Source organism: Phenylobacterium aquaticum (assembly GCF_022695515.1).
GTDB classification, from domain to species: Bacteria; Pseudomonadota; Alphaproteobacteria; order Caulobacterales; family Caulobacteraceae; genus Phenylobacterium; species Phenylobacterium aquaticum.
Window position 1 is genome coordinate 1 of the sequence record NZ_JALDPT010000061.1, and the last position, 16,706, is coordinate 16,706.

General features: G+C 67.6%; 21 protein-coding genes and 1 pseudogene. 11 read left to right on the top strand and 11 right to left on the bottom strand.

From position 1 onward, the window contains the following. On the bottom strand, positions 1–162 hold a 162-nt coding region (locus tag MQH10_RS27200), incomplete at its 3' end, for a GntR family transcriptional regulator (RefSeq protein ID WP_419720802.1). 416 nt (positions 163–578) lie between these two features. On the opposite strand from MQH10_RS27200, the gene MQH10_RS24975 reads away from it, so the two are divergent. Beyond that, positions 579–938 carry a hypothetical protein gene (locus MQH10_RS24975; RefSeq protein ID WP_242566681.1) on the top strand — a complete coding sequence of 120 codons (360 nt, stop codon included), beginning with the start codon at positions 579–581 and terminating at the stop codon, positions 936–938. Here MQH10_RS24975 and MQH10_RS24980 read toward each other — a convergent pair. Then, positions 933–1,295 carry a hypothetical protein gene (locus MQH10_RS24980; protein WP_242566682.1) on the bottom strand — a complete coding sequence of 121 codons (363 nt, stop codon included), beginning with the start codon at positions 1,293–1,295 and terminating at the stop codon, positions 933–935. The genes MQH10_RS24975 and MQH10_RS24980 overlap by 6 nt on opposite strands. A gap of 227 nt (positions 1,296–1,522) precedes the next feature. Here MQH10_RS24980 and MQH10_RS24985 point away from each other — a divergent pair. Further along, positions 1,523–2,052, top strand: a pseudogene (locus tag MQH10_RS24985) (DUF2239 family protein). 75 nt (positions 2,053–2,127) lie between these two features. After that, on the top strand, positions 2,128–2,367 hold the full coding sequence (locus tag MQH10_RS24990) for a hypothetical protein (RefSeq protein WP_242566683.1): 240 nt from the start codon (positions 2,128–2,130) through the stop codon (positions 2,365–2,367). A 135-nt stretch (positions 2,368–2,502) separates the two neighbouring features. On the opposite strand, the gene MQH10_RS24995 is transcribed toward MQH10_RS24990, so the two are convergent. The 3 genes from MQH10_RS24995 to MQH10_RS25005 all read right to left on the bottom strand — a co-directional run bounded on the left by MQH10_RS24995 (position 2,503) and on the right by MQH10_RS25005 (position 4,351). Next, positions 2,503–2,676 (bottom strand): hypothetical protein, encoded by a 174-nt coding sequence (locus MQH10_RS24995; protein WP_242566684.1) that lies wholly within the window; start codon positions 2,674–2,676, stop codon positions 2,503–2,505. A 498-nt stretch (positions 2,677–3,174) separates the two neighbouring features. Beyond that, positions 3,175–3,615 (bottom strand): group III truncated hemoglobin, encoded by a 441-nt coding sequence (locus MQH10_RS25000; protein ID WP_242566685.1) that lies wholly within the window; start codon positions 3,613–3,615, stop codon positions 3,175–3,177. Between the two features lie 10 nt (positions 3,616–3,625). Continuing rightward, positions 3,626–4,351, bottom strand: a complete 726-nt coding sequence (locus tag MQH10_RS25005) for an alternative oxidase (RefSeq protein WP_242566686.1) — start codon at positions 4,349–4,351, stop codon at positions 3,626–3,628. A gap of 136 nt (positions 4,352–4,487) precedes the next feature. Between MQH10_RS25005 and MQH10_RS25010 the strand changes: the two genes are divergently transcribed. Then, positions 4,488–4,904: an RrF2 family transcriptional regulator gene (locus tag MQH10_RS25010; RefSeq protein WP_242566687.1), complete on the top strand. Its 417-nt coding sequence runs from the start codon at positions 4,488–4,490 to the stop codon at positions 4,902–4,904. A gap of 507 nt (positions 4,905–5,411) precedes the next feature. After that, a complete protein-coding gene (locus MQH10_RS25015) occupies positions 5,412–6,236 on the top strand; it encodes a thioesterase family protein (RefSeq protein ID WP_242566688.1) in 825 nt (274 codons plus the stop codon). Between the two features lie 6 nt (positions 6,237–6,242). Here MQH10_RS25015 and MQH10_RS25020 read toward each other — a convergent pair whose 3' ends face one another. Next, on the bottom strand, positions 6,243–6,944 hold the full coding sequence (locus tag MQH10_RS25020) for a nitroreductase (protein ID WP_272887147.1): 702 nt from the start codon (positions 6,942–6,944) through the stop codon (positions 6,243–6,245). A 47-nt stretch (positions 6,945–6,991) separates the two neighbouring features. Beyond that, positions 6,992–7,984 (bottom strand): SDR family oxidoreductase, encoded by a 993-nt coding sequence (locus tag MQH10_RS25025; protein WP_242566689.1) that lies wholly within the window; start codon positions 7,982–7,984, stop codon positions 6,992–6,994. A gap of 76 nt (positions 7,985–8,060) precedes the next feature. On the opposite strand from MQH10_RS25025, the gene MQH10_RS25030 reads away from it, so the two are divergent. Beyond that, positions 8,061–8,672: a TetR/AcrR family transcriptional regulator gene (locus MQH10_RS25030; protein WP_242566690.1), complete on the top strand. Its 612-nt coding sequence runs from the start codon at positions 8,061–8,063 to the stop codon at positions 8,670–8,672. On the opposite strand, the gene MQH10_RS25035 is transcribed toward MQH10_RS25030, so the two are convergent. Further along, positions 8,669–9,517, bottom strand: a complete 849-nt coding sequence (locus tag MQH10_RS25035) for a helix-turn-helix transcriptional regulator (protein ID WP_242566691.1) — start codon at positions 9,515–9,517, stop codon at positions 8,669–8,671. The genes MQH10_RS25030 and MQH10_RS25035 overlap by 4 nt on opposite strands. Before the next feature lie 77 nt (positions 9,518–9,594). Here MQH10_RS25035 and MQH10_RS25040 point away from each other — a divergent pair, with 77 nt between their 5' ends. After that, positions 9,595–9,978 carry an NAD-dependent epimerase/dehydratase family protein gene (locus tag MQH10_RS25040; protein WP_242566692.1) on the top strand — a complete coding sequence of 128 codons (384 nt, stop codon included), beginning with the start codon at positions 9,595–9,597 and terminating at the stop codon, positions 9,976–9,978. A 14-nt stretch (positions 9,979–9,992) separates the two neighbouring features. After that, entirely contained in the window at positions 9,993–10,487 is a 495-nt protein-coding gene (locus MQH10_RS25045) for a Rossmann-fold NAD(P)-binding domain-containing protein (protein WP_242566693.1), read from the top strand. Here the strand turns inward: MQH10_RS25045 and MQH10_RS25050 are convergent. After that, complete coding sequence (locus MQH10_RS25050) at positions 10,459–11,403, bottom strand: hypothetical protein (protein ID WP_242566694.1); 945 nt, start codon at positions 11,401–11,403, stop codon at positions 10,459–10,461. The genes MQH10_RS25045 and MQH10_RS25050 overlap by 29 nt on opposite strands. Positions 11,404–11,576: 173 nt before the next feature. On the opposite strand from MQH10_RS25050, the gene MQH10_RS25055 reads away from it, so the two are divergent. Next, the gene (locus MQH10_RS25055) at positions 11,577–12,542 is read left to right on the top strand and encodes a S1/P1 nuclease (protein WP_242566695.1); all 966 of its coding nucleotides are present in this window, start codon (positions 11,577–11,579) and stop codon (positions 12,540–12,542) included. Between the two features lie 6 nt (positions 12,543–12,548). On the opposite strand, the gene MQH10_RS25060 is transcribed toward MQH10_RS25055, so the two are convergent. Beyond that, complete coding sequence (locus MQH10_RS25060) at positions 12,549–13,508, bottom strand: tetratricopeptide repeat protein (protein WP_242566696.1); 960 nt, start codon at positions 13,506–13,508, stop codon at positions 12,549–12,551. 177 nt (positions 13,509–13,685) lie between these two features. Between MQH10_RS25060 and MQH10_RS25065 the strand changes: the two genes are divergently transcribed. Then, positions 13,686–14,378 (top strand): peptidase S24, encoded by a 693-nt coding sequence (locus MQH10_RS25065; RefSeq protein ID WP_242566697.1) that lies wholly within the window; start codon positions 13,686–13,688, stop codon positions 14,376–14,378. Between the two features lie 75 nt (positions 14,379–14,453). Beyond that, positions 14,454–15,881 (top strand): recombinase family protein, encoded by a 1,428-nt coding sequence (locus MQH10_RS25070; protein ID WP_242566700.1) that lies wholly within the window; start codon positions 14,454–14,456, stop codon positions 15,879–15,881. 328 nt (positions 15,882–16,209) lie between these two features. Here MQH10_RS25070 and MQH10_RS25075 read toward each other — a convergent pair. Beyond that, on the bottom strand, positions 16,210–16,706 hold a 497-nt coding region (locus MQH10_RS25075; RefSeq protein ID WP_242566698.1), incomplete at its 5' end, for a DUF2185 domain-containing protein.

Here is a 16,706-nt window from a genome sequence, read left to right on the forward strand (position 1 = left end):
ACGCCGGTGCGCGAGAGCCTCGCGCACCGGCGTGGGGCTCACGCCGATCCGCGCCGAAAGGCCGGAAATGCTGAGCGGTTCTCCCGGAGGATAGACGCCGTCATTTAGGTCGGTCCGCAATTGGAGGAGGACCGCCGCCGAGGGTTTTTCTGTGTGCGGCATGCAAAGCCCCTCAATCGACCTCAAACACAACTTTCAATCGTATTTGAGACAGGCGCGGCCCGACCGGCAAGACTTTTCCGCAACAACGATCTTGGTCCGCCAGTCGCCTCAAAGTCAGTTGCGCAACGCCGCAACAAATCTGAAATGGCGCGCAAAATTCTTGCGGACATGGACTTTGAGGAACTTGAAGGATCCTTTGTTCGGTCGCACTCACGTTTGCTGAGAGGCGACAGAAGACTTGCATCTGGGACCGTCCTCGGCCACAAATCCAAAGACTAGAGCCCGTTAAAGTTGTTTCTGTAGCGAGCGCGGCCATGTCTCCCGACGCCGATTCCTCCCCAAATCTCGTCCTCTCCCAAGCGCTGCGCGCCATTCGGCGACAGCGCGGTCTCAGCGCCTTGGAGGTCGCCCAAGCCATGAGGCTGCCGCGCCGGAGCTATGAGCACTTCGAGGCGGGCGGGGGACGGATGAACGTGGCGCGGGTGATGGCCTTTGCGGACGCCACCCAAAGCGACGCCTACGCCATCCTCGCGGCGGTGTTCTTAGGCGCGCCGGACTTCGCGCGTCGCAGCGCCGACAACAAGCTCGCCATGATCCTATTGATGGCCCTGCAAGACTTCCATGCGGCGATTGGCGAGGATCTCACCCGCCTCTCGCCTCAGGCCCTGATCAGCGCCTTCGAGGCGATGTTCGCCCGCCTGACCGTGGAGGCTCAGGGGGGTAACGCCGACGCCGAGGCCTGGATCGCTGCGCGACAGCCCCGCCGCGCCCTATAGAGGACGATCCTCGAGGTCCGGCGCGGGATCGGCGGCGGGCGGCGACGGCGGATAGCGCCTGAGACCCAGGCCGCAGGCCGCCAGGAACGCCGCGCAGCCCAAATAGGCGAGCGCCAGCGGGACGGGTCCCGGCCCCTGCGCCAAAAGCCGGATGGCGTGGGCGACCTGCAAGATACCGGCGAGAAGCGCGACCATAGGCGCCCGGCGATCGTCGGCGATCAGCAGGCCGGCCGCGGTGAGGCTGGCTAGCAGCGGTAGGATCACCCAGCCGCCCAGACTGTCGGTCAATAGCCAGGCGACCGCGAGCGCAGCGGCGCAGGCGGCCAGGGCCATCGCCTTCAAGATTTTCGGCGTCATGTCGTCCTCCCGACCGGCGCACCCTCGCGCCATGTCATCCTCAGCCTGCCGCATCTGCGGCGTCGCGCCTTGAGCTAGGACAAGTCAGCGCCAGAGGCCGCGAGGGACCAAGGCACGTCAACTTCGGCGCCCGCTATGCGCTGTTCCTCGAAGATCGGCTGGTCGCCGCGGGCGACCTGCCGACCGTCGCCTAGGCCGCCCATGCGGCCCAGACCCCGGCCGGTCCCATGCCTCTGGTGCTCGACGACGCCACCGGCGGGGTGATCGACCTCGACCTGCGCGGCGACGCCGAGGCGGTATTGGCCCGCCTGCCGGCGGTCATACCCGCGGCGGAGGAACTCCCTTCGGACGAGCCGTCATCGCCCCGCCCCGGCCGTGGTCGGCCGAAGCTCGGGGTTACGGCCCGGGAAGTGACGCTGTTGCCGCGCCATTGGACCTGGCTCGCCAGCCAGCCGGGGGCGCCTCGGCCGCCTTGCGCCGCCTGGTGGAGACGGCCGCCCGCGCCAGCCGGGACCCCGACGCCCGCCGCGCCGCCCAGACGGCGACCTATAAGGCGATGTACGCCCTGGCTGGTCACCAGCCCGGCTATGAGGCGGCCCTACGCGCCCTCTATGGCGCGGCCCCCGAGGCCTTCGGGGCGCAGCTGGCGGCATGGCCCCAGGACGTGGCCGCCTATTTGAGTCGCTTGGCCGCGCCGATCTGGTCGCCCGATGCCGTCCAAGCCCCACCGGACGCTGCGGCCGCGACCTCAAAATGAGGCGGACGATCGACAATCCCCCTTGGCCTTCAGTGGATAAGGGGTGAGGCTCGCGGCGTCTCACAGGAGATTCCCATGCGCATTCTCACCCTCCTCACCACAGTCGCGCTGACCGCCAGCCTGGCCAGCGCCACCTTGGCGGCGCCCGCCCTCGATGCGGCGGGGAAATGTCGCGACGGCGGCAAGTTCGTGAAAGCCGAGCTCTGTAAGGCGCCGGCGCCGGCCGCCGGCGGCAAGTGCCGCGACATCAAGACCAAGAAGTTCGCAAAGTGCGGCGCACCGGGGACGGAGCCCGTGCCCACTAAGAAACCTTGAGATCGCGGGCTCGGCGGGCGCGTTAGGGGCAAAGGCGCCTGCCGCCCCATCAAGAACGACCTCACTCGCCCGTCAGCGAACCTCTGAATGACACCCTACATCTCGCTTCGTGGCGCCCAGCAGGGTGACGACGAGTCAGAATTTCGGCTGGTTCGACTCCGGCGCGCAAGCGCCAGCAAAGCCGATGTGGTCCGGACTTGCGACACGCACCGGGCCGGTCATGCGGTTCACTTCAACCTTCCAGGTGACGGTTCGGAAGGTCAGCTTTCGCTGATAGTCCGCCACGATCTGACGCGCATCGGCCGTCACATGGCCGAGAGTTCTAAGCCTTCCGTCCGGATAGGTGAGCTGCCCGGCGGTTGGAACGAGAGGTGCGCTGTTCCCTTCCGCATCACGGGCGTCCTGACGACAGCAGTCCCGCTACCGACCTGGCCGCCTATCATTCCTGTCGTCGTGCCGATCGAAGTTTCGACGTCCTCGTATTGGCCATCGCAGACCAGGTTTAAGTCGAGCGGCGGGATCTCAGATGTGAGCGCTTCAGCTAGCAGTGCGGCGAACATAGCACCTCCGGTTGTCAGAGGGCCTTAGCGTGCATTTTTAGGGTGGGAAGTGGGCCAGTTCGCGAACGCCCTCCAGACGGTCGCCCCCCGTTTCTCAGCCTGAGCCCCTCAGACTGCACAGCCGGGCTCGCTCATCGGTGCGAGCCCTCAACCGGCGTCACCAGGACCAGCTAAGAGATCTTCACCGGCTCGCCCCACGGCCTGCTCAAATCGCCGGTCACCATGGCCTGAGGCGGCGTTCCTCGCCTTAGACGGGCTGCGACGGCAGCACGCCTCGGCTGGCGGCGATGCCGAACTGCAGGCTGCGGGCGATCATCTCCGCCTTCTCGATGAACAGCGCCGCGGCAGGCGGCGGGCAAACCTCGGCCGCGGTTGACCGGAAGAGCGCGAGCCACTGCTCGAAATCCGCCGGTTCGGCCCGCGGCAGAGCGGCGTGGGCGGCCATGGGCGAGCCCTTGTAGCGGCCGGTCATCAGCAGCACGGACGACCAGAAGTCGGCGAGCTTGGCCAGGTGCGCCTCCCACCCGTCGCCAATCGCGCCGTTGAAGATCGGCCCGAGCTCGGGATCGACGCGGACTTTCGCGTAGAAGGCGTCGACCAGGGCGCGGCACATGGGCTCGGTGACCCCGACAGCGCCCCCCGGCGCGAGGCGCGCGCGACGATCCGGATCGGTGTCGCTCTTGTTCATCTCCCCGACCCTAGGCGGCGGCCTTCCAGTTCGGGACCAGCTCCACATGGGCGGGACAGGCGGCGATGGCGCCTTGCGGCAGGCCGGCGAGCGCGTTGGCGAAGCCGTGGTTGACGTCGCGGTGATGGGCCTCGTCGGCCCGCACCACCAGGACCACGTCGCGCAGGGTCGCATCGGCCGGCAGGTTCCAGTAGCGGATGGCCGTCTTCGGCGCGGGGACATTGGGGGAGCGTCCCTCGTCGATCTCGGCGAGGTAGTGGGTGTAGCTGATCACCGCCTCTTCCTCGAAGTAGCCGACCAGCCGGTGGGCGGTCTTGGGCGCGAGGATGTAGAGGCCGAAGAAGAACATGTAGAACACCCACTGGGCGCTGATCACCATGAACCGCTCGAAGGCGGTGGGCTTGCAGACCTCGATGAAGGTCATCAGGTGCATGCGCTCGTTCTCCGCCTCGTCCATCAGGGTGCGGATCCAGCCGCGATCATCCTCCATGCGGCGCAGGCACTTGAGGTGGTTCAGGGTCGCGCCGACCATGCCCGGGACCGCGGCGACGGTCTCCAAGACGACCGCGCGATGGCCATAGCGCTTGGCGAAGAAGGTGTCGGCGAACAGCCGCAGGAACTTGGTCACCCCCAGGGCGAAGCGATCGGAGGCGCCGCCGGGACGGAAGTGGACGGTCAGGTCGGTTTGCGGCCCCTCGCTGAGGGCGGCGGCGGGTTCCAGTTGGGCGGCGGACATCGCGCGAACTCCTGCGCCAGCGTCGGACAACGGCCCGTCTAAAGCTGTAGCGCGAATACAGCTTTAGAGAGGTCGCGGCGCCGCAGCCTTGATCCACGTCATGTCGTCCGCCGCCCGGCGGCCCGATGGATGGGCGATGAAGCTCCGCCGTCTCACCGACTACGCCTTGCGCGTGCTGATCTATGTCGCCGAGCGCCCCGGACGGCGCTGCTCGGTGCCGGAGATCGCCGCCGCGCACCGGATTTCGGAGCACCATCTCGTCAAGATCGCCCATCGCCTGGGGCGGCTCGGCTATCTGGACACGACCCGTGGGCGAGGCGGCGGGCTCGCCCTGGGCGCCGCCCCCGGGGAGATCAACCTCGGAGAGGTCGTTCGCCGCCTCGAAGGCGACGAATGCCCGGTCGACTGCTCCAGCTGCATGCTGGCCCCGCAATGCGGCCTGGCGGCTCTGCTCGGCCAGGCGATCGACGCCTTCTATGCGGAGCTCGGCCGGCGGACCGTGGCAGATATCATCCGCCCACCGGTACGCCCCGCCCCGCCTCAGCAGATTTAGCCGCCAGCCCCTCGGACAACAAAGACCCCCGAAGCGGGAGCCGGGGGGTTCCTTGTTCCTGACTGCGGGGACCCGCAGCCATAGTGGTGATCCTATCGTACCGACTGTACATTTGAAGGCGTGAGACCAGCGGGCCCGCCCGTTGGGCTGCCCTTTAGCGATACTCATTGGTCTCCCATTCTCAATCTCAGCGCGTCTGGGGCAGTTCATATGCGGCGCTGCCAGGCCAAAAATTTACATCCACGGCGATCTCCACCTGGCCTCTAGGATGTTCTGATGGGCCGCGTCGCCCATCGGCGAGACGCGTCACCGGCAACGCCCGGATTTTCGCCGGAAGCTGATCTTGCGCTCAGCAAAGGCTACAACTCAGAGCAATAGGGCGTCTCTGCATTAAGACGCCAGGTTCCGACCAACCCGACAAACCAGGGTTGTGACGCGACCGCCTCGCCCCTAATCCTCCCGCCCCACGACTTCCGTGACGCCGCCTCGCTGGGTTAGACAGGGCCTATGAGCACGACCCAGACCTCCACCCATCCGCTCACCCATGTCTCCGAAGGCCGCTGGACCACCTTCGCCGGCGAGGAGTGGGTCAATCCCGGCGGCGGGATCTGGGGCGGATACGCCATCGGCCTGTTCATCCGGGTGCTGGAGGCCGAGCCCGAGGCCGCGGGCGAGGCCCTGTCCCTGACGCTCACCTACGCGGCCGCCCTCCCTCCGGGCCAACTGGATGTCCGCACCCGGCGGCTGCGCCAGGGCGGCTCGATAGGGGTCTGGGAAGTGGAGGTCCTGCCGGCGGGCTCCGACCAGGTGGGTGTCCACGGCATGGTCACCCTGGCCAGGCGGCCCGAGACGCCGGCCTTCGCCTTCGCCCGAATTCCGGACGCGCCGGACCCCGACACCCTGCCCAGGCCGCCCGACTTCGGCGCGCCCCTGCACTATGGGGCCTCGGCCTTCGAGCGGCGGACGCTGGAGGTGTTTCCGCCGGAGCCGAGCGGCAATTCCCATACACTCGCCTGGGTGCGGTCGCGGCGCGGTCCGCTGGACAAGGCGCTGCTGGGCATGGTCACCGACAATTCGGCGCCCAGGGCCATGTACGCGCTCGGCCGCACCATCAGCACCACGACCCTGTCGCTGACGGTCTATCTGCACGCCACGGCCGAGGAACTGGCCAAGGTCGGCAACGACTTCTTCCTCGTCGAGTGCGAGGGCAGGGTGGGCGGCGGCGGGGCGTCGGATGAGCGCTCCAGCTACTGGAGCCGGGACGGCAAGCTGCTGGCCACCAGCGAGCAACTGGCCTGGTACCGGCCGATCAAGCGCAGCTCGCCGGAATAGGCCCGGCTAGTCGTCGAAGCCGACGAAGACCGCGGCCTCGTCCACCGACTTGCGCTCCGACACTACCGCGTTGGCCGGGAAGGTCTCATCGGGCCAGCCGAGCGCGATGCTCTTCATGATGACCTGGTCGTCGGCGATGCCGGCGTGCTCGCGTACGACCGGGGACTGCATGATGCCCTGGCTGTTGATCACGGCGCCCAGGCCGCGGGACCAGGCGGCGTTCACGAGGGCGGTCGTCACCGCGCCGCAGTCGAAGGGAGTGTCGTCGCTGCCGTCGAGCACCTTGTCATAGGTGACGATCACGCAGACCGGGGCGTCGAACTGGCGGAAGCCGCGCAGCACCCAGTCCTGGCGCATGGCCTGGTCGTCGCGGGCGATGCCCATGGCGGCGAACAGCTGCTTGGCGACGCCGACCTGGCGTTCGCGATGCTGGCCAGCGAAGGCCTTGCCGGTGCGGAACTCGCGCGATTGCGGCACGCCCGCGACGGTGCGCTCGGTGTTGCCGGCGCGGATACGGTCCAGCGGCTCGCCGCTGATGACGTAGAAGTTCCAGGGTTGGGTGTTCATCGAGGAGGGCGCGCGCATGGCGACCTCGAGGATCTCCTTGATGAGCGCCTTCGGCACCGGATCGGGCTTGTAGCCTCGGATGCTGCGGCGACCCAGGACCACCTCGTCATAGGTCATGGGCTTTGCGTCCGGGGTCGTCATAGGGCGTTCCTCACCGTGTGTTGGAACCCGCATACCGGACGGGGCGGCTAGATCAATAGGCTGGCGCCGCAATCGGCGATCGTGTCCCGCGCGGGGCGCGGCGCGAAGCCGAGGATCTGCTCGGCCTTGGCCCGGCTGAAGGCCTGGGTCCGGCCAAGCAGCGGCAGCAGCGACTTCATCTGGGGGGAGACCAGAGCCAGGCCCCGGGCGACGAGGTCGGGCATAGCGGCCGTGGGGACCTTGGCCGCGCCGTCGCCCAGCCGGGCCCTGAGGGTCGCGGCGACCTCGCCGTACCAAAGGGCGTCGCCCATGGCGATGAAGCGCTGGCCCGCGGCCTCCGGCGTGGTCATGGCCTGGATGTGCAGAACGGCGAGGTCGCGGACGTCGGTGATGTTGAAGGCCAGGCGCGGAAGGGCCGGCGGCTGGCCCTGGAGCAGGCGCTGGATGATGCCGACCGAGCCGAGCTGTTCCTTGGTGAGCACCGGACCGAAGATGGCGCCGGGCAGGATGGTCGCGAAGCTGGTCGCCGGGTGGTCGGCCATGAAGTCCCAGGCGGCGCGTTCGGCCAGGACCTTGGACTTGCGATAGACGGCGAGGCCGGGCTGGTCCGGGTCGGTCCAGTCGGTCTCGACGATGGCGCGCTTGAGCGGCTTGGCGGGCGTGCAGGCGGCGGTCGAGGAGGTCATGACGACCCGCTTCACCCCGGCGCGGACGGCGGCGCGCAGCACGCGCAGGGTCCCGTCGCGGGCGGCGGCGATCAACTCGTCCCCGTCGCCCCCGCCCAGGGGCGAGGCGATGTGCAGGACATAGTCGCAGCCGGCGACGGCCTCGTCCCAGCCCGCGTCGGCGGTCAGGTCGGCGACCGCGAAGCTGAGGCCCGCCCCGGCGTCGATCTCGCGCCCAACGGCGCGGCGGACGGCGTCTTCACGGGCCAGGCCGCGGACCGTGGTGCGCACCTGATAGCCGCGCCGCAGCAGCTCGACGATCGTCCAGCCGGCGACGAATCCCGTCCCGCCCGTCACCAGCACCGTTTCCGTCATGTGATTCCGCCCTGTCGCTCGCTAAGTCTTCCACTGTATACTTGCGTCGAGCCGGATTGTCTACGAGTGTAGATATATGAGCGCCGATCCTTCGTCTCCGACCGCCCCTCGCCCTCGCAACGCGGAGGCCACACGGGCTGCGATCCTGGCCTCGGCCCGCGAGGCCTTCGCCCGCTCCGGCTATGACGGGGCCGGCGTGCGGGAGATCGCGGCGGGGGCCGGCGTCACCGCCATGCTGGTGAACCGCTATTTCGGATCGAAGGAGAAGCTGTTCGCGGAGGTGTGCGCCGACGCCATGCGCAAGCCGGTGATCCTGTCGGAGGCGAACCTCGCCGCGACGGACTTCCCAGAGGCCTTCGCCAAGGCCCTGGTGGAGGTGACGGCGCCGGGGGCGACTCCGCTCGACGGTTTCCTGATCCTGCTGCACTCCGCCTCCAGCCCGAAGGCGGCCGAGATAGGGCGGGCGTGGATCGGACAGGGCCACCAGGCCGTGCTGGAGCAGGCGATCGGCGGGCCGCTGGCGCGCGAGCGGGCGGCCGTGGCCCTGGCCCTGGTCGCGGGCCTGCAGGTCATGCGGCAGATGATGGAGATCGAGGCCCTGGCCGGGGCGAAGCCGGCGGATCTTGCCGCCATACTGACGCCGATGGTGCGGACGCTCTTCGCGCCGGAGCCGGCAAAGGGCGGCTAGGGTTTCCGCGCGGCCGTCTCGGCGATCCGGCTGGCGACGACCTGGGCGTCGGCCTCTGTGAGCGGCGTGAAGACGATCATGGTCAGGCCGTCGGCGCCCTCGACCGGAAAGTTGGACGTCTCCAGGGCCAGGGCCTGGCCGTCCGGTCCCACGAAACGCTTCATGCCGAAGCCCTGGCTGCGCACCTCGTTCTCGGCCCAGAGCCTTCGGAACTCGGAACTGGTCTCAAGGAGTTCGGCGATCAAAGCCTCGGCCCCCGCGTGGCCACCGCCGCGGGCGACATCGACGCGCAGGACGCCCAGGGCGAAGCGAGCATTCTCCTCCCAGTCGGTCAGGTGGGCCCGAGCCGCCGGGTCGGTGAACATGCGGCGCAGGACATTGCGCTCGCGGGCCGGAACCGAGGCGTAGTCGGCCAGGACGGCCGTGGCCGCGAGGTTCCAGGCGACGATGTCCCAGGCCGGCGTCTTCACGATAGCCGGGCTGAAGGTCATGGCGTCGAGCACCCGCTGCAGGGCGGGGGGCACGGCGGCGGTCGGCGCGGGGCTGAGCGGCGGCGGGCGGTTCTGGGCGAGGAGGAACAGCACCTCGCGGGCCGGGGCGTCGAGTTCGAGGGCGCGGGCGAGCCGCTCCAGCACCTCGTCCGAGGGCGGGCCGCCGCGGCCCTGCTCCAGCCAAGTGTACCAGGTGACGCTGACACTGGCGCGGGCGGCGACCTCCTCGCGGCGCAAGCCCGGCGTCCGCCGACGGCCGGTCGCCGACGGATCCGGCGCGAGGCGGGCGCGACGATCACGCAGGAAGCCGCCCAGGGTGGTGACGGCGGAGCCCGGCAGGGTGTTAGCGGTCATACCCGTATAAACTCTCGGCTTTTCCGGTGGGTCGGGCGGCGAGGATAACCCCTGCGCAGAACAACAGGGAGACCACCATGCGTGTTTTCGTGACGGGCGCCACCGGCTTCATCGGCTCCGCCGTCGTGCAAGAGCTGCTCGGGGCAGGGCACGAGGTGCTGGGGCTGGCGCGCAGCGACGCCTCGGCCGAGCGGCTGGCGGCCCTGGGCGTGGCCGTCCATCGCGGCGAACTGACCGATCCCGACAGCCTGGCCGCCGGCGCGCGGGCCTGTGACGGCGTGATCCACACCGCCTTCATCCACGACTTCGCCCAGTACGAGGCCAATGGTGAGACCGATCGGCTCGCGCTGGAGGCCATGGCCGCCGCGCTGGACCGGTCGGGCAAGCCGCTGGTCTCCACCTCCGGCATGACCGCGAACACGCCCGGCCGGCGAGCACCGAGCAGGACGAGCCCGACCTGAACGGGATGGGGCGCGTGCGGGCCAAGTCTGAGGAGGTCCTGGCGGCGGCCAGCCGCGGGGTGCGGGCTAGCGTCGTGCGCCTGCCGCCGACCGTTCACGGCCGGGGCGACCAGGGCTTCGTGCCCCAGCTGATCGAGGTGGCTCGGCGGACCGGGGTGTCGGCCTATGTCGGGGACGGATCCAACCGCTGGCCGGCCGTGCATCGGCTGGACGCCGCGCGGCTGTTCCGGCTGGCCTTGGAGACGGCGCCCGCGGGGACGCGTCTGCATGCCGTCGCCGAGGAGGGCGTCGTCATGCGGTCGATCGCGGAGATGATCGGGCGAGGCGTCGGCTCGCCCGTGAAGAGCCTGACCGCTGAGGAGGCCATGGCGCACTTCGGCTTCCTGGGAATGCTGGTGGGGCGCGATATCCCGGCGTCGAGCGCGATCACTCGCTCGTCGATAGGATGGCGCCCCCAGGAATCCGACCTGCTGACTGACCTCAACGAGGGGGGCTATTTTCTCCGATAGTCCCCAGGTCGGATAGGACTCGCCGTGCGACGGCCTCCCAGGTTTCCGCAACGCCCTGCCGAATGATCCTCATCGTCGGGTACCAGGGCGTCGAGGTCTCAAACCTGCCCCAGCGCCAGTCAGTCCCGATGGCGGGCAGAAGCAGCCATGTTTCCTTGCCCACCGCGCCCGCCAAATGCGCGACCGAGGTGTCGACGGACACAACCAGGTTCAACTGGTTCAGCAGGTCCGCCGACTCCTGGAAGTCGCCCACGCCCGAATCCTCTGGATGGAGGCTGATGAATGGCCATCCGCTCTTGAGGATGGAGCGCGCGCTGTCCGGCATCGAGCGATTTGCGTCGTTGACGTGCTTGGGATTGCCGTGAGTGCAGAGCCCTGTCCCGGCCCCGGCCTTGGTGCCCGGCAGGTAGGGCGCCTGTGGAATGCCACCCACATGGTGGGGCAGCGACCCTATCAGGCACCAGGCATCATGCCTCGGAAGCGTCACCTTGCCCGACGCCGGCACGACTTGCGCGCCCAGGCCGGTGAAGAGCCTAACCAGCGTCCGGCTGCATAGGAGCGTGACCCTGATCCCACGAGCCACCAGCAAGGGGATGTATCGGGCGAACATGATCTGGTCGCCGAGGCCTTGCTCGGGAAAGATCAGAAGCGAACCGACATCGGCGCCGTCCCACTCGGGGTAGGAAACTCGGGGTCGCTTGATACCGGTCTCGGGCACGAGCGATCGGCTCTCATAGAGAGCCCATCCCTCCTCGTACGCTCCGCGGGACAGCAGGTGGGTTGAAAGCGTGTAGGGCGCGCGCGGATCATCGGGCCACCGTGCGATGATCTCCCGATAGACGGCCTCCGCAAGCTCGAAGCGCCCCTCAGAATTGAAGGTGGCGGCTTGGCGAAAGAGAGCGTTCGCGGCGTGCATTGCACAACCAATAAGGGCGAAAATGCCTGGTTGCCAATTCCGGGAGGGGCGAGTTCGCGACGTGGCGATGGACCGGGCCGGACCGTAGGCGCCCATAAATCGCTACATACGAGCGATAGACAGATAGACAATTCTGCGTAGTGTCTCCGGGTGAAAGCTCTGGGAGGCTGACCATGGGATTGCCGATCAGGTGGGCATTGACCGCCTGCCTGGCGTTGGCGATCGCGACATCGCTCTGTGCCGGCGAGGCGCTCGCTTGGGGCAATGACGGCCACCGGGTCGTTGCCCTCATAGCCCGGCACTACATCGACCAGGATCCACAGGTCGCCCAGGCCGTCGATGATCTGCTGGCGGGCCCGACCGACCCCGCTCTCCCCGTCTCCACCTTCGCCGAATTGGCGACCTGGGCGGACGTCTACAGGGCGTCAACGCCGAAACGCCGGGCCGCGACGCACCTTTGGCACTTTATAGACATCGACGTCCAAGCGCCGAATGCCACCCAGGCCTGCTTTGGCACGGTCACCTTGGCGCCCGGAAAGCTGGCGAGTTCGGGACCGGCGCGGGATTGTGTGGTCGACAAGATCAATCAGTTCCGGAGCGAGCTTGCCGACGCCTCTCTGCCGGCGTCGGAACGGAAGCTCGCCCTCCTCTACCTTCTTCACTTCGTGGGGGACGTGCATCAGCCCCTGCACGCCGCTGAGCGGAATAAAGATGGTGGCGGCAACGCCGTGCCGGTCGTCCTTGGCGCGAATGCCTGGGGCCTGCCCCTCCACAGCTATTGGGATGACAATGTCGTCCACAGCCTGGGCGGCACGCCGGACGCGATCGCCAACGCGCTGATCGCCGACATAACCCCCGCGAAGCGGAAAACGTGGACATCAGGAGCGCCCGCGGGCCAGGCGCTCGCCTGGGCCAATGAATCCTTCCCGGTCGCGCGGGACTACGCCTACGCGAAGCTCCCGTCGAAAACCCGGACCTGCAAGATCAGCGACAGGAACGGACCGCCCAAGACGCCGGACTGCTTCGTCATCGACACGGTCTATGCAAACGCCGCTTCGATCCAGGGGCGCGTTCAGCTCGAGAAGGCGGGCGTACGCCTGGCCAGCGTCATCATTCAGAGCCTGAGGCCGCCCCCCTGACCTCAGTCAGGCATCGTCCTCGATGTTCTCGTGAATCAGCCTGGACACGACGGCGGACCAGGGCTCGTCCAAGGCCTGACGCACGAGCCTTGCCGACGGATACCAGGGGCTGTCGGAACGCCCGACCATCCATCGCCAATCCGTCTCCCGCGCGGGCAGCAGGATCGTGGTGGGCTTTCCCATGGCCCCGGCCAGGTGAGCGATCGATGTGTCCACGGTCACCACGCGATCCAGGCTCGCGATCAGGCCCGCGGTCTCTTCGAAGTCGACCGCGCCAGTGTCCTCCGGATGTAGGGACATAGCGCCCGGCAGCGCCAGAAGCATGTCTCGCGCTGCCGGATCCAGCGACCGGTTGGCGTCGTTTCGGTGAGCGGGCGAGCCTTTCCAGGCGACGCCGACGCGACCTTCGGCCGGCCTCGGCCTCGCGCTCAGGTACGGAGCGTTCGGAAGGTTGCCTAGGGTGATCCCCATCCTGCGAGGCAGGTCGCAGATCATGGCCCATCGATCGACGCGCGGTGGCCGAACCTTGCCGTCGCCATAGAGCAGATCGACGCCGAACTGCTCGAACAGGGGACCAAGCGGCTTCGCGCAGCTGAGGGTGACGTGAACCCCCATGTCGCGCAGGACCGGCACGAACCGCGCGAACTGGATTTGATCGCCCAGGCCCTGCTCGAACACGACCAGGAGCCGCCCGCCGACAATCGGCTCTCCCTGCCATTCAGGGAGGCTGAGGCGCGGCCTGTAGATCGATGGATCGGCCTCGAAGCGGCTCCCGAACAGGGGCCAGGCTTCCTCGTAAGCGCCGAGCGCCAGCAACACCTGGGCGAGGTTCCACCGGGCAGGATGATCGTCGGGGAGTAGCCGAAGCGCCGTTCGATATGTCTCGGCGGCAGCGGCCAGATCGCCAGCCCAACGCTGGCTTCGCGCCCTCTCGAAGAGCAACTGGCTTGGCGACAAGCCACTCAACGCGGCGCTCCTGGGGATCTGCTTTCGCCATGCGGCGGACGGGACGACGGTCGGCTGAGAGCGCCAACCCTAGGTGTTGCTAACCTGGGTGAACGGCAATGCACAACCATGATTTGTGCACTGTAATGCGAGCGGCCACCGTTTCCGCGACCGGTCCGTTCAAGCTACAGTCCAACGGTGCACTCGGATCAGATTAGTCGCGCTTCCCGGCTGAAGCAGGCCCGCCAGCAGGCAGGACACAAGACCGCGGCTGCGGCGGCGAACGCCCATGGCTGGAACCGAAACACCTACGCGTCGAATGAGAACGGGAACGCGCGGTTCTCGTTCGCGAAGGCGAAGACATATGGCGAGGCCTTTGGCGTCCGACATGAGTGGCTGTACGAGGGCTCGGGTCCCATGCGCCCGGCGCGGCGCGCACCCACCCGCGCGCAAGGCTGGAAGGCCCCCGGGGACGGGATTTTCATTCCGACGATCGGGCGCGTGGGTGACCTGCCCGCGGGCCGCGTAGCCGTGCTCAACGATCAGGACCCGCAGGTGCTCGCCCCCATCCCACCTGGAGGCAGCGACAAGTCCGTCGCCCTTCTCGTCGACGGCCTAGGTTTGGGCGAAGCCGCTGAGCCAGGCGCGCTCATCTATTTCGACGACGTGCGATCCGAACCCGCCGAGGACCTTCGGGGAAGTGTCGTCGTCGCGGAAACCGTCGCCGGCGCGATCCTCGTCGGGCGGCTGATCTCCGGCGACGGTGCGGGCAAGTTCGCGCTTGAGCCCCTGCGCGGGCGCAAGGTCCCGTCACCTGATTTGAAGTGGGCCGTGCCGATTCTCGCGATCGTGCCGCCGTACCAGGCCCGCCGGATCATCCGAACGGGCTAAGCCGCCGCCAGCCGCCTTGGCGCTGCCTCGCGGCCTGTAGGAAAAATACACTCGCTTTCGCGCGGCTTGGCTCGGGTGTTGAGTGGTGGGATGGTGGGAACCACGTCCAGACCCAGAGCACCGAAGATCCGCGCGGCTCAGTATCTGCGCATGTCGACGGAGCATCAGCGCTACTCGCCGGAGCATCAGGCCGCCGCGATCGCCGCCTACGCCGCCGGCCGAGGCTACGAGGTGGTGCGAACCTATCTGGACGCAGGGCTCAGCGGGGTCACACTGAAGCAGAGGAAGGCGCTGCGTCAGCTGCTCGCCGACGTCGTCGGGGGAGAGGCCGATTTCCAGGCTGTCCTGGTCTACGACGTCAGTCGATGGGGACGCTTTCAGAACCCCGACCAGAGCGCTCACTACGAGTTTCTGTGCGCGGAGGCCGGCGTGCAGGTCGAGTACTGCGCCGAGCCCTTCGACAACGACGGGAGCATGAGCTCGACCATCCTGAAGGGCCTCAAGCGCGTGATGGCGGCGGAATACAGCCGCGAGCTCTCATCGAAGGTCGCCGCGGCCCAGACCCGCCTCGCCCGGAAAGGCTTCTGGCAGGGCAGCTCGCCCGGATACGGACTTCGCCGCCAGATCATCGATGAACACGGAAGGCCAGGCGCGGTCCTTGAGGCCGGGCAATACAAGGCGGCGCACAATCATCGCACGATCCTGATCCCGGGCCCGGATCATGAGACCGAAGTGGTGCGCCGAATCTACCGGCTCTACGTCGTCACGGGCATGACCAAATGCGCCATCGCCCGGCTCCTGAATTCGCAAGGAGTCCCCGCCGAGGCCGGCGCGACCTGGACGACCAATCGCGTCATCCAGATCCTTCGCAATCCCAAGTACATCGGCGACCTGGTCTATCACCGCACCAAAGTGGTCCTGGGCGGCAAGCCCGCAAGAATCCCGCCCAACGAGTGGGTGAAGGCGCCAGGCGCCTTCGAGGCCATTGTTGACCGCCGCATGTTCGCGGAAGCCCAAAGGCTCACTCACTCAAGGTCCGCCAAACGGTCCGACGCCGAGATGCTGGCGGCGATGGTTGAGGTGCTGCGGGAGCACGGCAGACTTAATGAGCAGATCCTGCTGCGCTCGCCAGGCGCGCCTTGTCCAAGCGCCATCCGGAAACGATTTGGGGGACTGAAGCAGGCCTATGACCTGATCGGTTACGCCCGGGATCGAACCGTGCGGGCGCCCTATGTCGTTCTCACCGACGACGAGCTCCTGGCGAAACTCTGGGCCCTGCTGCTTCGGCACGGAAGGCTGTCGGTCGCTCTCATCAAATCGGACAGGTCAATGCCCAAGGCCGACATCTATTGTCGGCGCTTCGGCTCGATCACGGCGGCCTACGCCAGGATCGGCTATGTTCAGCTCTCCCGCGCGGAACTCGCCAGTCCCGTCGGCGCGGCGCGGTTGAGAGCCATGGTCGCACGGGCTGGGTCGACCGCGAAAACCTCCACGCAGGGTTGAGAAAAACCAGCACATATCAAGAACATTTCGTGGACACACCTAGATTCTCGGCGCTAGTGCTGTCAGCCGCCAAGGGAAGCCGCAACGCTGATCGCATAGGCGCATCCACCGGTCCTGCTCCTCCTCGGCAGCGCCATCTGGCCCGTAGCCCTGATCGGCCAATCACCGGGGATCGTCGGGGTCGAGCCAGAGGGCTACACGGCCCATTTCTGCTTCGAGGACTGGGTCGGTAGGTTTGACGGGGCGGGACATTGGGACCCCTTAGAGGTTGTCGGCACAATGGGGCAATCTCAGCCCAGAGTGGACGCAGACATGGCAGCGACCGGGATCAATCCTGTGGCGCACCTTGCGGATCGCGAACAAGGCCGGATGGCCCCCGCACAAAGGCTGAGCCGATCGGGGCGTCCAGGAGCGGTATGATCTCAGGATCGTAGTTGGCGATCGTGTTCACATCATAGACGCCGTGCTTCGTGGCGTCAGCCATGTAGGCCTCGTCCTCATCGCCCGCGAGAAAGGCCCAGCCGCTGTCTTGAGGATTACGTGGGGAGGATCTGTACATGTAGCCTACGGGCCTGCCGTCAACCGGAATCCGGTCGCTCGCGATAGCCCCGCCGCGCCCCCGAGCAAGGGTGCGGATTTCCTCTGCCTTGAGGCGAAACACTTTCACTGGCGCATGACCCGACGACCAAATGGACGATGATCGGCGCACATCCTGCCAATGAATGGGAAGGTCCTGTGTGGATGGCTCCCGCATTGCAAGGGTTGATGTGAGGTTTCGGCGTCGTGGTCGGGTGCAGTCTTGTGTCCGGCCTGTTTGCGCGGTCA

Bases quoted from the DNA above. Each gene is read 5' to 3' on its own strand.
- MQH10_RS24975 (WP_242566681.1), top strand. From the start codon at position 579: ATGAGGCTGCCGCGCCGGAGCTATGAGCACTTCGAGGCGGGCGGGGGA.
- MQH10_RS24980 (WP_242566682.1), bottom strand. From the start codon at position 1,295: ATGACGCCGAAAATCTTGAAGGCGATGGCCCTGGCCGCCTGCGCCGCT.
- MQH10_RS24990 (WP_242566683.1), top strand. From the start codon at position 2,128: ATGCGCATTCTCACCCTCCTCACCACAGTCGCGCTGACCGCCAGCCTG.
- MQH10_RS25000 (WP_242566685.1), bottom strand. From the start codon at position 3,615: ATGAACAAGAGCGACACCGATCCGGATCGTCGCGCGCGCCTCGCGCCG.
- MQH10_RS25005 (WP_242566686.1), bottom strand. From the start codon at position 4,351: ATGTCCGCCGCCCAACTGGAACCCGCCGCCGCCCTCAGCGAGGGGCCG.
- MQH10_RS25010 (WP_242566687.1), top strand. From the start codon at position 4,488: ATGAAGCTCCGCCGTCTCACCGACTACGCCTTGCGCGTGCTGATCTAT.
- MQH10_RS25015 (WP_242566688.1), top strand. From the start codon at position 5,412: ATGAGCACGACCCAGACCTCCACCCATCCGCTCACCCATGTCTCCGAA.
- MQH10_RS25020 (WP_272887147.1), bottom strand. From the start codon at position 6,944: ATGACGACCCCGGACGCAAAGCCCATGACCTATGACGAGGTGGTCCTG.
- MQH10_RS25025 (WP_242566689.1), bottom strand. From the start codon at position 7,984: ATGACGGAAACGGTGCTGGTGACGGGCGGGACGGGATTCGTCGCCGGC.
- MQH10_RS25030 (WP_242566690.1), top strand. From the start codon at position 8,061: ATGAGCGCCGATCCTTCGTCTCCGACCGCCCCTCGCCCTCGCAACGCG.
- MQH10_RS25035 (WP_242566691.1), bottom strand. From the start codon at position 9,517: ATGACCGCTAACACCCTGCCGGGCTCCGCCGTCACCACCCTGGGCGGC.
- MQH10_RS25040 (WP_242566692.1), top strand. From the start codon at position 9,595: ATGCGTGTTTTCGTGACGGGCGCCACCGGCTTCATCGGCTCCGCCGTC.
- MQH10_RS25050 (WP_242566694.1), bottom strand. From the start codon at position 11,403: ATGCACGCCGCGAACGCTCTCTTTCGCCAAGCCGCCACCTTCAATTCT.
- MQH10_RS25055 (WP_242566695.1), top strand. From the start codon at position 11,577: ATGGGATTGCCGATCAGGTGGGCATTGACCGCCTGCCTGGCGTTGGCG.